Raw genomic sequence first — 12,723 nt, 5'->3', positions numbered from 1 at the left:
TGTAACTTCTGTAGGAGCGAGCTTGCTCGCGAATGCTGACGCTCATCCGATGAAGATCTGTTGGATGTACCGGCCCCTTCGCGAGCAAGCTCGCTCCCACAGGTCGAAATCAGAATGCCTTACAACACCGTCCACAACGAATCGAATTCCTGCTCTGGCACTTCGCTGCCCGGGGCGGGTTTCTTCGGTGCTTCCAGGATCTGATATTCGAACTGGTTGTAGCTGCCGGTCGTCGCCCGACGATTGCTCAAGGTGGCGCGGCGCTCGTCGCCGGTGGTGTTGATCATCACCTTGCTGCCGTCCTCGAAGGGCAGGCGCGGGGCGACCACGGTCGCTGGCACGTCGATGGCCCGTACCTCGGGCAACAGCAGCGCTCGCAGGTACTGGCTGCTCTGCTCGCCCCGCAGCAATTGCATGCCACAGGCCTGGGCAAAGGGCGCAATCAGCTCGACTCCCATCTGCGTGCCACCGCTGCGCACCTGGCGCACCCAGCGCACGACCGCGATGCTCCAGCCATGGCCGTGGTCCTGAATTCCGATCATCTCCCCGGCCTGCAACTGGTCAGGCACGTCCTTGGGCCACGCCAGGCAGTAACCACCGGGGCTGTGATTGACGATGTTCAGGCTGTAGCTGGGAAAGCCTTTCTGGGCGTCGGAAGCGGGGGCGCCGCCGTCGGCTTCGTCACGCTGGTATTCGATTTCTTCGAACGGCAGCATGGTGGTCGATGTGCCCTTGCGCTGCACCTCGATCGACTGCGCCCAAGGGTCATGCTTTTCCGGTACGAGCGGTTCGAGGGTGTATTCGGCGACCTTGCTGACGGTCACGGCCGGCACCAGCAGCAGGTCGCTGAAGCTCTGCTGCCCGCCAACGAAATAGTGCAGGGCGCTCATGCCGACGCAGACGGTCAGGGTGCCCTGGCCCGGCATGCGCTGGAAGGCGCGCTCGGACACATCGCCCCATGCGGCCGCAAGATGCTGCAAAACATCGATCGACAGGCCCGGGGGCACGTGCAGATAAGACTGCGAACGCTGCTCGATGGGCGTGTCGATGTAGCGCTGCAAGGCGGCGGACAGGGCGCGGGGGTTGATGCCCAGCAGACTGGCGCGCTGATCCTCGGTGTACAGCGAGGTGTAGCGCGGCGCAGTGTCGGTGCCGTGGGCCACCGCATAGAGGCTGGTGTCGTCCACCGGCTGCTGGAGGGTGACCATGGAACTCCAGGCGTCCAGCGCATCGGCCAGCTTGCCGATGTTGTGCTGGCGCATCTGGTTGCAGCGTGAGCAGCCCATCAACAGCGCCACGGTGTAGGTCTGTTCCACCGTCAGCGTGCGAGTGTGGTGTGCCTGGCTGTCAGCAACGGGGATGTTATGCAGTTGATGCTGCCGGGCGATCTGGTAGATCAGGTGCAGCTCCAGCCACAGGCCATCCTGCACCGGGCAATACAGCTGGTTGGCGCGGATCAGCGGGCCGTTGAGGCAATGCATTGCCCGTTGCAGCGCGGTTGTCAGCAGGGTGATGCGATCCCGGGTGAGCCTGGGTGCCACCTTGGCGATGATCTGTTTGTAGCCGATGGCCAGATGGTTTTGCAGGGCCTGACACAGGTTCGCGACCTTGCGCGGGCGCTCTTCGAGCACCACCGACTGGTTCAGAAAGTGCCGCTCAAGGTGCTTGCACACGAAAAAAACTTCCGGGCGCAGCAATTCGAGCAACTGCAGGCGGTTGTCGCTGGGGGTGAGCAACTGGTTCAGCTCGCCCAGGCCCTGGTAGAGCTGGCGGGCCATCTCGCCGAGGTTGGCTTTGGGAAGCGTGGCGATCCAGCGTTTCAGGTCTTTGGGCGTCGCGTCACAGAACGACAGGCTCGACTGCGTCGGCACAGGTGCGCGCAACAACAGTGGGAGGCTCAAATTACTCATGTGACAAACAAACTCCAAAAGCTACTGGCTCGAAAGGCTGCAGGAAACTGCGTGGATAAAGGTGCGCAGGCCGAGCGAAACGAGCAAGTTTACGTCAATTGGAAGCGAAATTTCCTACAACACCGATAAGTGACTTTACCATCATCGGTATTTCAGAACAGTCCTAATATCAAAATGACATTGTATCGTCCGTGATACTTCGGCTTCATGACCGCCCATGGCGGACCGTATCCGGGGATACGGGACCGCCAACAAAAGCGTGTCAGGATTTGTCAGGCAATAATCAGGCCTGAGCGGGGACGGCCAGCAACTGGCCCATTTGCGTTGGCGATCCTGCCGCCAGGGTCTGCGCCCATTTCACCTGATCCGGCCCGAACAGCACGATGGCGGTCGAACCCAGTTTGAAGCGGCCAAGCTCGGCGCCTTTCTCCAGATGAATCGGGGCGCGCGCGGCTTCGTCGTAGCGGAAAGTCTTGAGTTCGCGCTTGGGTGGCGTGACCAGGCCCGCCCAGACCGTTTCGATGGAAGCGACAATCATCGCACCCACCAGCACCACGGCCATCGGGCCACGCTCGGTATCGAACAGGCAAACGACGCGTTCGTTGCGGGCGAACAGTTCAGGGACGTTTTCAGCGGTGGTCTGGTTGACCGAGAACAGGCGGCCCGGCACGTAGACCATCTCGCGCAGGGTGCCAGCCAGCGGCATGTGCACGCGGTGGTAGTCTTTCGGCGACAGGTAAATGGTCGCGAACTCGCCGCCCATGAACGGCGCGGACAGACGTGCATCACCGCCCAGCAGTTCCAGGGCGCTGAAGCTGTGGCCCTTGGCCTGGAAGATGCGGCCATGTTCGATCGGGCCCAACTGGCTTACGGCACCGTCGGCAGGGCAGAGGATCGCCCCGGGGGTTTCGTCCAGCGGGCGCGCGCCCGGTTTCAGGGCGCGGGTGAAGAAATCGTTGAAGTGCGGATACGCGGTGACGTCTTCAACCAGTGCCTGGGACATGTCGACCTGATAGCGGCGCACGAACCACTGGGTGAACGCATTCTTGAACCAGCGCACGCGGCATTCGGCGACGCAGCCGGCCAGGCGCGAGAGCAGATGATGGGGCAGCAGGTATTGGAAAAGAATAAACAGACGCTGTTTCATCAAGGATCCTAAAGTGTTTCAAAAAAGGGTTGAAGGCCGATGTGCAGGTGTCACTTTTCGATCGGCGTGTCCGGGTGGTTGCCCCACTCGCCCCACGAGCCGGCGTAGCCCTTGATGCGTGGGTAGCCCAACGCCTTGGCCACCAGGTAGGTGAAACCCGAGCGATGGTGTGTCTGGCAATGGGTGATCACTTCCTTGTCAGGGGTGATGCCCAGTTCTTCGAGAATTTGCGGCATATCGGTGCGGATGCGCAGGCTGCGCGCCTTGTCCATGCCGGCGGTCCATTCGAAGTTCACGGCACCGGGGATGTGGCCGCCCCGGGCTGCCACCATCTTCTCGCCGGAATATTCCAGCGGGCCGCGGGCGTCCCAGATCGCGAGGTCGGCGGCGCCCAGGCGGCTTTGCAGGTATTCGCGGGTGGCGGTGGGCTCATCGTGCAGGGTCAGCGCCACCGGGCCGCCGGCAGATGCCGGTACTTCGGTGGAAAGCGGCAAGTTCTCTGCCTGCCAGGCCAGCAGCCCGCCATCCAGGTAGTGGTACTTCGAATGCCCGATGACATCCAGCAGCCAGATGAAACGCCCGGCCCAGCCACCGCCTTCGTCGTCGTACACCACGTAGACCGCGTCAGGGTCGTGGCCCAGTTCGCCGAACAGCGCTTCAAGCTGCGCCTGGGTCGGTAGCAGGCCCGGAGCAGGCGGCTGGCCCAGTTGCGTGCGCTTGGGATCGACGAAGCGCGCGCCGGGAATGTGGCCGGCGTCGTAGCGGGCCGCGCTGGTCAGGTCGACCAGGATCAGTTCTGAAGCACCAAGGCGTGCCTGCAGATCGGCGGGCTCGATCACCAGTGGCAAGCTTGAGAAGGCAGACATGTGAGGTCTCCAGATCGCGAAAAAGAGGCGAATTGTAGCTCAGCTGTCAGCCATTGCGTTGGCTAAAGGTGCTCAGTGCCTTCTCGATACATTGCCCCGTTTTACCAAAGGCCTGAACCGTGACTTCCGAGAACGGCCCGCCGCCCTGATCCGCTGCAACCAGCATCAGCACCCGGCCATTGCTGGCCAGTGAGCGGATCAGCAGGTTTTCGCCGCTGAACAGGTTTCGCAGTTGCGCGGGCAGCAGGGCCGAGAACTGCGCGTTGTTGCCGGGCGTCAGGCGCAGTTGGGTGGCCTGGGCCAGAAGCCGTTGCAGCACGGTGCTTTCCTTGTAGGGAATCAGCAGCGCTGCGGCGGATTTATCCACACCCGCAATCTGGTGCACCCGCAGGCTGTCACTCTTGCGATCGAGCATCAGCAGCACCACGCGCTGCATGCCTGAAGCCACCAGTGCGTCACGGGCGCAGAGGGTCAGGTGCATGGCGTTGGCGAAGGCACTCGGTTCCTTGAGCAGGTCGCCGCAGTGCTTGCGCCACACCTGCAACGCTTCGGCCGATGGCGGCGGAGCGGGCAGCAGGCCCTTGTGCACCCGGCGCGTGTCCCACGGCCAGAGCAAGGCTTCGGCCGGATGCCACACCCCCGGCGCTGCGTGCTGGCGGGCGCTGGCGGCGGCGTTCTGGTGTACTTGCTGCTGCAATTCCATCAATGGCTGTTGCAGGTACAGGCTGGTGAGCAATTGCCAGCGCAGGTTATGCGGCGTGTCCCAAGCCTGTTGCGCGGACAGCGCCAGCCCGTTGGCCAGCAGAATGGTGTTGGCTGGCTGGTTTAGCCAGCGGCGCAGCAGCAGGTCGGCGTCCAGCGCCTGCTGCTGTTTGAGGGGTTCGGCGTTCTCATGGGCGATGCGCAGCACCTTGACCAGGTTGCGCTGCTCGTTCATCAGCAGGTTGTAACCCTGAGTGACCCAGACCGGCAGCCGCCAGCGCTCAGCCAGCGCCTGGCAGACGTCCAGCAAGCGTACGCCAAACAAGGCCTTTTCGACGCGTTTGGCGCATTCGCCCTTGTGGATAACCCGCAGCTCCCACTCTTCCAGCAGCTTGGGATGCGCCAGCGCCATGGGCCACAGCGGCGCCAGGAACAGCAGGCTGCCCAGGTGGATGTCCTGCCACAGCCGCGCCAGTTGATTGGCGAACAAGCCGTAAGCCTGCTGGGTGGCGTGCTGGCTGATCAATTGCAACTGACGCAATGCCACCGGGATGCGTTGCAGTTCCACGCTGGGCAGGCGCGCAAGCAGCGTACCGGTGCGCGCCAGGCCCAGCCGGTTCAGCGCCACTTCCAGGCTTTCCGCAGGCTCGGCCAGGCCGCTGCTGTGCAGGTTGGCTTCGCGCAGGACGCTGAGCACCAGAGCGGGGCTGTCCTGCATCAGGTCGGCAATGTCACGCAGGGACTTGCGGCTGTCGTTCAGCGCGGCCTGGACCTTGGCGTAGGCCACCGCCGGGACGGGCAGGGCAATGCTATCGAGTTGAGTGAGCCAGGTATCGACCGTTTGCGGAACGGGGAGCGTCGAAGCTTTTTCTGATTGCATTCACAAGACCCATACGGCTGGGAGGTTTTGATCGGCGTCGAATGCTGGCATCATGCTGGCCTTCGCGCTGCTGTGCCCGAGCCAGACGCCAGACAGGATTTTCGCCTGATTTGACTATAGTCTCGCGCACTCGTGCCGATAAGGAGAACAAGAGTTTTGAGCGCTTCTCGCACAATGACCATGAACCCGACTCAGTAAGTATTTTCTACCTATGGCAAAAATTATCGGCATCATCGTCGTTTTCGCGAGCGTCCTCGGCGGCTACGTACTCTCCCATGGTCAAATCGCTGCGTTGATCCAGCCTTTCGAGGTGCTGATCATCGGCGGTGCGGCGTTCGGCGCATTCTTGCAGGCGAACCCGGGCTACATGACCATGCACGTGATCAAGAAATCCGTGAAGATGTTCGGCTCGCGGTTTACCCATGCTTTCTATCTGGAAGTGCTGGGCCTGATCTACGAGATCCTCAACAAGAGCCGTCGTGAAGGCATGATGGCCATCGAGGGTGACATCGAAGAACCGGAAAACAGCCCGATCTTCGCCAAATACCCAAGCGTGCTCAAAGACACCCGCATGATCGCCTTCATCTGCGATTACCTGCGCATCATGTCGTCCGGCAACATGGCTCCCCACGAGCTCGAAGGCCTGTTCGACATGGAACTGCTGAGCATGAAGGAAGAGCTGGAACACCCCTCCCATGCCGTGACCGGCGTGGCCGACGGCATGCCCGGTTTCGGTATCGTCGCGGCGGTACTGGGTATCGTGGTGACCATGGCGTCCCTGGGTTCCGGTGACAAGGCAGCGATCGGTATGCACGTAGGTGCGGCACTGGTCGGTACCTTCTTCGGTATTCTCGCGGCCTACGGCTTCTTCGGCCCGCTGGCCCAGTGCCTGGCCCACGATGCCAAGGAAGAGATGAACGTGTTCGAGTCGATCAAGGCCTCCCTTGTTGCTTCGGCCTCGGGCGTTCCGCCTTCACTGGCCGTCGAATTCGGCCGCAAGGTCCTGTATCCAGCGCATCGCCCCAGCTTCAGCGAGCTGGAACAAGCTGTTCGCGGTCGTTGATCCATGGAAAATAATCAGCCGATTATCGTAAAGCGCGTCAAGCGCTTTGGCGGAGGGCACCACGGTGGTGCCTGGAAAATCGCCTTTGCCGACTTCGCGACGGCAATGATGGCGTTCTTCCTGGTGCTGTGGCTGATGTCCTCGGCAACGCCTGAGCAGTTGATCGCCATCGCCGGTTACTTCAAGGACCCGGTCGGTTTCTCCGACAGCGGCTCGCCCTACGTCATCGACCTGGGCGGTTCGCCCGAAATGTCGCCGGACCAGACCCTCAACCCTGAAGTCAAATCCACTCCTGCGCCGGACAAGGTGCCCGTGGATGCCGACAAGGAAGAGGCGGCGGCCGAACAGGTCGAGCAAGAGCGTCTGGAGATGCTGTTGCAAGAGCTTCAGACCAAGGTCAACGAGAACCCGCAACTGGCGAAGTTCAAGGACCAGATCCTGTTCGAGATCACCCAGGACGGCCTGCGCATCCAGATCATGGACGCGGAGAACCGCCCGATGTTCGACATCGGCAGTGCACGTCTGAAGCCGTATTTCGAAGACATCCTGCTGGCCATGGCCGACACCATCAAGACGGTGCCGAACAAGGTGAGCGTCAGCGGCCACACCGATGCCACGCCTTACGTGGGCAACAACGGATTCGGCAACTGGGAGCTGTCGGCCAACCGCGCCAACGCCGCGCGCCGTGCATTGACGGCAGGTGGCTATCCGGACGGGCAGGTGGCTCGCGTGGTCGGCTTCGCCTCGTCTTCGCTGTATGACAAGGACAACCCGAACAACCCGATCAACCGCCGCATCGACATCACCGTGCTGACCAAAAAGGCCCAGGCGCGTATCGAAGGCGACCAGAACGCAGGGGAAGCGCCCAAGACCGGCCCGGCACCTGCTCCGGCTGCCCAGCCAGGCGCGTCGAACAGCCCGGCCCCCGTGGATCCGCAGGCTTACGCCCAGCCCCACGAGATCCGGCAGAAGCTGAATATCTTCGATCAGGGGCAGTTGAAGATCGACGAAACCAAGAACTGAAACAGGTTCTGACAAAAACGCCGCGATGATCGCGGCGTTTTTGTTTCTGCGGTTAACGCCACCCGTAGCAGTCCGGCTTGCCGGCGTCGGCGATCGTCAAGTTCTGTGGGAGCGGGCTTGCCCGCGAAGGTGGCGGGTCAGTCAGCCTCAATGTGTCAGGTCTGGCGCTTTCGCGGGCAAGCCCGCTCCCACAATTGTTCAGCGTAGGAGCCAGAAAGCGCGCTGTTCAGTAGCCGCTGTCAGGAAGGCTGGCGATGATCGAGCGATAGCTGTTCATCCGCTGCTGCTGCACGCGGCCGTCTTCCAGGGCCTTGAGCAGCGCGCAGCCCGGTTCGCGGTCGTGCTTGCAGTCGCGGAAGCGGCAGCGGCCGAGCAGGTCGTTGAATTCGATGAAGCCCGCTTCGACATCGGCGCGGCTCACATGGCCCAGGCCGAATTCCCGGATGCCGGGGGAGTCGATCAGATCGCCGCCACGGGGGAAGTGGAACAGCCGCGCGGTGGTGGTGGTGTGGGTGCCCTGCCCGGAATATTCCGACAATGGCCCGACCCGAGTTCCCACTTCCGGCAGCAGGCTGTTGACCAGCGAGGACTTGCCCACGCCGGACTGGCCGACGAACACGCTGATGTGGCTGTCCAGTTGGTCCTGCAGTTGCTGCATGCCGTTGCCGTGGTGCGCCGAGACTTCCAGCACCGGGTAGCCCAGGGTGCGGTAGACCGCCAGCAAGGCATTGAGCGCCGGGGCGTTCTGCTCGTTGATGAGGTCGTACTTGTTGAGCAGCAGCAGCGGGCGAATCCCGGCGTGCTCGGCGGCCACCAGGTAGCGGTCGATCAGGTTGGCGTGGGGCTCGGGGGCCGGGGCGAACACAATCACGATCAAATCGACGTTCGCCGCCACGGGTTTTAGCTGGCCGCGGGAATCCGGGCGGCACAGTTCGGTACTGCGCGGCAGTTGCGCGACGATCACGCCAATGCCCTGGTTGCCCGCACGCCACACGACCTTGTCGCCGGTGACCAGCGCTGGCAGGTTGGCGCGCAGGTGGCAACGGAACACCTGCCCGCTCAGCTCGCCGTCCTGCGCCTCGACTTCCACCTGCACGCCGAAGTGCGCGATCACCAGGCCCGTTTGTTCGGGTCCCAGATCGCCGCCTTCCAGCGTTTCCAAGGCTTGCGATTCACGTTTGGCGGCGCGGGCTGCGCGTTCGCCCTGAATCTTTTCGATGCGCCAGTTCTGGCGGCGATTGAGTTGGCGTTTGGCCATGGGTGCTCAGTGATCCATTTTATGACGCGTAAAGCTGATGAATGATGAAAACGCCGGGAGTCTAGCACGCCCGCCTGAGCTAAACTGCGCGCCTAAGCGTAGGAGCCGACATATGCAGAACAAGCAGAACCTGATCTGGATCGACCTGGAAATGACAGGTCTGGACCCTGATAACGACGTCATCATCGAAATGGCCACCATCATCACTGACAGCGAGCTGAACACGCTGGCCGAAGGCCCGGTGATTGCCGTGCACCAGAGCGATGAACTGCTCAACGGCATGGACGAGTGGAACACCCGCCAGCATGGCGGCTCGGGCCTGACCCAGCGCGTGCGCGAGAGCAAGATCTCCACCGCCGAGGCGGAAGCCATGACTCTGGAGTTCATCAAGCAGTGGGTCCCGGAGCGCAGCTCGCCGATCTGCGGCAACAGCATCTGCCAGGATCGCCGCTTCCTTTATAAACGCATGCCGACCCTGGAAAACTACTTCCACTACCGCAACCTTGACGTCTCGACTCTCAAGGAACTGGCCGCCCGCTGGTCGCCTGAGTTGAAGTTCAAGAAGGGCAGCACCCACCTGGCGCTGGACGACATCCGCGAATCCATCGCCGAGCTGCGTTTCTATCGCGAGCATTTCATCAAGGTCTGAGCCCCCACATCTCCCTGTAGGAGCGCGCTTGCCCGCGATGCCGGTGTGTCAGACGCCAATTTTTACGCTGACACACTGCGGTCGCGGGCAAGCGCGCTCCTACAGGCGTTTAGAGGCCGTGCTGGCGTAATGCCCATTCCACATGCTCGCGCACCATCTCCGACGGGTAATCCAGCCGTGCCTTCAACGCCTCGATCACCGGAATACTCGACGGCGCATTCCCCAGCCCCACCGCCAGATTCCTCAACCACCGCTCATAACCCGCCCGCCGCAAGGGCGAGCCTTCGGTGTTGCTGAGAAAAGTCGATTCATCCCACAAGAACAGCGTGGTCAGCTCCACATTGTCCAGGCCGTGACGCGGCTTGAAGTCGTTCTGTTCGGTTGGCCGGGCAAAGCGGTTCCACGGGCAGACGATCTGGCAGTCATCGCAGCCGAACACCCGGTTGCCGATCAACGGCCGCAAATCTTCCGGAATCGCCGTTTTCAGCTCGATGGTCAGGTAGGAAATGCAACGCCGGGCGTCCAGCACGTAGGGGCCGACGAAAGCATTGGTCGGGCAGATGTCCAGGCACGCGCTGCACCGGCCGCAGTGTTCGGTGGCGTGAGGCGCATCGACCGGTAGCGGCAAATCGACGAACAGTTCGCTGAGAAAGAAATAACTGCCGGCCTTGCGGTTGAGCACCAGGGTGTTCTTGCCGATCCATCCCAGCCCCGCCTGCTCTGCGATGGCTTTTTCCAGCACCGGCGCGCTGTCCACGAATGCCCTAAAACCGAACGGGCCGATGGCCTGCTGAATGCGCTCGGCCAGTTGCTGCACGCGTTTGCGGATGAGCTTGTGGTAGTCGCGGCCCAGGGCGTAGCGCGACACGTAGGCTTTCTCGGGCCGATTCAGCAATTGCGCCATCTGCGTGTCGCCGGGCAGATAGTCCATGCGCAGGGAAACAACTCGCAACGTTCCCGGCACCAATTCGTCGGGATGCGAACGTTTGCTGCCATGGGCTGCCATATAGTCCATCTCGCCGTGATACCCGGCTTCGAGCCAGCGCTGCAGATGCTGCTCATGTTCCGCCAGATCCAGCCCCGAGATGCCGACCTGCTGGAAACCCAGCTCGCGCCCCCAATCCTTGACCGATTGGGCAAGCTCGTCCAACTGGGCAGCATTCAAGGGCACAGCGTTTGTGGATGGATCTACAGTAATCGCGGACATGCAAGGAGGACACCGGGGCACAGGTGCGTATAATTCTGCCAGACATCGGAGCCCGAAGACGCATGTTGCACAGTAAACCTCCATTACCCGACGCGCTGTATGGCGCAGCCCAGGTGCGCGACCTCGACGCGCGCCTGATCGCAGCAGGTACGCCCGGCTTCGAATTGATGCAGCGCGCAGCCCATGCGGCATGGCGCGCGCTGCGTCGTCGCTGGCCTGATGCCGGCGACGTGACGGTGCTGGCAGGGCGCGGCAATAACGCTGGCGATGGCTACCTGATCGCCGCGCTGGCCAAGCGGGCGGGTTGGCAGGTGCGGGTGCTGGCGGTGGGGGATACCGCTGCGCTGACCGGCGACGCCGAGTCTGCTTATAAAGAGGCGCTGGCCGAAGGCGTCGATGTCCGGCCCTGGCAGCAACAGGCCCTGAGCGGTGTGCTGGTGGATGCGCTGCTGGGCACCGGGCTCAAGGGCGACGTCCGCGTCCCTTACGCTGATGCCATCGAGGCGATCAACGCCAGCGGGCTGCCGGTGCTGGCGGTGGATATCCCCTCGGGGCTGTGCGCCGACACAGGCCATATGCTGGGTAAAGCGGTGCGCGCTGACCTCACCGTGACATTTATCGGGCTCAAGATTGGCCTGTTCACCGGAGATGCGCCGGATCTGGTGGGCGAGCTTGTGTTCGACGATCTGCAGGCCGATCCGGCCATCGTCGCTCAGGTCCCGGTCAGCGTGAAACGACTGGATACATTCAATCTGCCGCGCCTTGCGCCTCGCTCGCGTACCTCGCACAAGGGCATGTTCGGGCGCGCGCTGGTGATCGGCGGTGATCTGGGCTTTGGCGGTGCGGCGCTGCTGTCCACCGAAAGCGCGTTGCGCTGCGGCGCGGGCATGGTGACGCTGGCGACCCGGCCCGAGCACGTTTCGGCGGCGCTGGCGCGGTTTCCGGAAGTCATGAGTGCGGGCATCAGTTCGGCCAACCAGTTGATGGGGCTGATCGAGCCTGCGACGGTGCTGGTGGTCGGCCCTGGACTGGGCCAGGCGGCCTGGGGGCGCAGCCTGCTGTCTGCGGCAGCGAACGCCGAGCGCCCGCAGGTGTGGGACGCCGATGCGCTGAATCAGCTGGCGGCGGGGTCGGTCAGCCTGCCCGAAGGTTGCGTGATTACACCGCACCCAGGCGAGGCGGCGCGGCTGTTGGGCGTCAGCACCCGAGAGATTCAGGCTGATCGCCCGGCGGCGGCGAAAGCCCTGGCTAAAAAATTTGATGCCGTATGCGTCTTGAAAGGTAGTGGCAGTTTGATTTCAAGTCCGACCGGCGAGCTGGCGTTGGCCGACCACGGACACCCGGCGATGGCCACCGGTGGGTTGGGGGACGTGCTGGCCGGAGTCATCGGCGCGCTGATGGCGCAACGCATGCCGGCATTCGAGGCTGCCTGCCTGGCCGTGTGGCTGCACGCGCTGGCGGGCGAGAAATGTGGTTCTGACGGACGCGGTCTGGCTGCCGCTGATCTGATTCCTGTGATTCGCAAGCTTCTGGAGGAGCAACAACCGTGTCTGAGTTAACCCTGCACCTGGTGGGTGAAGAGGCGATGACGAACTTTGGGGCACGGATTGCCCAAGTGACTGAAAGCAATGGGATTATTTTTCTCGAGGGGGATCTCGGGGCGGGCAAGACGACCCTGTCGAGGGGCATCATCCGGGGCCTGGGGCACACTGGCGCGGTCAAAAGCCCGACTTTCACCCTCGTGGAACCTTATGAAATTGGGAGAAATCGCGCGTATCACTTTGATCTTTACCGACTTGTTGATCCAGAAGAGCTAGAATTCCTCGGCATACGCGATTACTTCGAAGGAGAAGCGCTGTGCCTGATCGAGTGGCCGAATCTGGGTACAGGCTTTTTGCCAAAGCCTGACCTGATCATTACCATTAGGCCGCACGCTGATGGTCGAGCGCTGACACTGAGCCCGGAAAGCTCGCGTGGGCAAGCGTGGTGTGCCGCTTTGGCTTTGGAATTCAAATAGA

The 12,723-nt window shown here is 62.5% G+C and carries 11 protein-coding genes; 5 read left to right on the top strand and 6 right to left on the bottom strand.

Annotated elements, in window-relative coordinates; all coding sequences use genetic code 11:
• Nucleotides 1–119 precede the first annotated feature (119 nt).
• From ACIPOO_RS07665 to ACIPOO_RS07650, 4 genes are all read right to left on the bottom strand, one after another.
• The gene (locus ACIPOO_RS07665; protein WP_400605603.1) at nt 120–1,910 is read right to left on the bottom strand and encodes a molecular chaperone; all 1,791 of its coding nucleotides are present in this window, start codon (nt 1,908–1,910) and stop codon (nt 120–122) included.
• A 283-nt stretch (nt 1,911–2,193) separates the two neighbouring features.
• A complete protein-coding gene (asd, locus tag ACIPOO_RS07660; protein WP_274131694.1) occupies nt 2,194–3,057 on the bottom strand; it encodes an archaetidylserine decarboxylase in 864 nt (287 codons plus the stop codon).
• Between the two features lie 50 nt (nt 3,058–3,107).
• On the bottom strand, nt 3,108–3,923 hold the full coding sequence (gene rhdA, locus ACIPOO_RS07655; RefSeq protein ID WP_400605600.1) for a thiosulfate sulfurtransferase: 816 nt from the start codon (nt 3,921–3,923) through the stop codon (nt 3,108–3,110).
• Nucleotides 3,924–3,969: 46 nt separating this feature from the next.
• Complete coding sequence (locus tag ACIPOO_RS07650; RefSeq protein ID WP_400605598.1) at nt 3,970–5,505, bottom strand: HDOD domain-containing protein; 1,536 nt, start codon at nt 5,503–5,505, stop codon at nt 3,970–3,972.
• 211 nt (nt 5,506–5,716) lie between these two features.
• On the opposite strand from ACIPOO_RS07650, the gene motA reads away from it, so the two are divergent.
• Nucleotides 5,717–6,568, top strand: coding sequence for a flagellar motor stator protein MotA (gene motA, locus ACIPOO_RS07645; protein ID WP_274131691.1), 852 nt, complete (start codon nt 5,717–5,719; stop codon nt 6,566–6,568).
• Nucleotides 6,569–6,571: 3 nt separating this feature from the next.
• Nucleotides 6,572–7,591, top strand: a complete 1,020-nt coding sequence (gene motB / locus ACIPOO_RS07640; protein WP_274131690.1) for a flagellar motor protein MotB — start codon at nt 6,572–6,574, stop codon at nt 7,589–7,591.
• A 226-nt stretch (nt 7,592–7,817) separates the two neighbouring features.
• On the opposite strand, the gene rsgA is transcribed toward motB, so the two are convergent.
• Nucleotides 7,818–8,849 (bottom strand): small ribosomal subunit biogenesis GTPase RsgA, encoded by a 1,032-nt coding sequence (rsgA, locus tag ACIPOO_RS07635; protein WP_400605595.1) that lies wholly within the window; start codon nt 8,847–8,849, stop codon nt 7,818–7,820.
• 112 nt (nt 8,850–8,961) lie between these two features.
• On the opposite strand from rsgA, the gene orn reads away from it, so the two are divergent.
• Entirely contained in the window at nt 8,962–9,498 is a 537-nt protein-coding gene (gene orn, locus ACIPOO_RS07630) for an oligoribonuclease (protein ID WP_274131688.1), read from the top strand.
• 109 nt (nt 9,499–9,607) lie between these two features.
• Here orn and queG read toward each other — a convergent pair whose 3' ends face one another.
• On the bottom strand, nt 9,608–10,705 hold the full coding sequence (gene queG, locus ACIPOO_RS07625; protein WP_400605593.1) for a tRNA epoxyqueuosine(34) reductase QueG: 1,098 nt from the start codon (nt 10,703–10,705) through the stop codon (nt 9,608–9,610).
• Nucleotides 10,706–10,767: 62 nt separating this feature from the next.
• Between queG and ACIPOO_RS07620 the strand changes: the two genes are divergently transcribed.
• Entirely contained in the window at nt 10,768–12,264 is a 1,497-nt protein-coding gene (locus ACIPOO_RS07620; RefSeq protein WP_400605591.1) for an NAD(P)H-hydrate dehydratase, read from the top strand.
• Nucleotides 12,252–12,722, top strand: a complete 471-nt coding sequence (tsaE, locus tag ACIPOO_RS07615; RefSeq protein ID WP_400605589.1) for a tRNA (adenosine(37)-N6)-threonylcarbamoyltransferase complex ATPase subunit type 1 TsaE — start codon at nt 12,252–12,254, stop codon at nt 12,720–12,722. The genes ACIPOO_RS07620 and tsaE overlap by 13 nt, the downstream gene beginning before the upstream one ends.
• Nucleotide 12,723 lies beyond the last annotated feature (1 nt).

The organism is Pseudomonas sp. NPDC090201 (genome assembly GCF_044746825.1).
Classification (GTDB): domain Bacteria; phylum Pseudomonadota; class Gammaproteobacteria; order Pseudomonadales; family Pseudomonadaceae; genus Aquipseudomonas; species Aquipseudomonas putida_AD.
The sequence above is the reverse complement of the archived record's forward strand: the minus strand, read 5'-3'. Positions and strand labels throughout refer to the sequence as shown.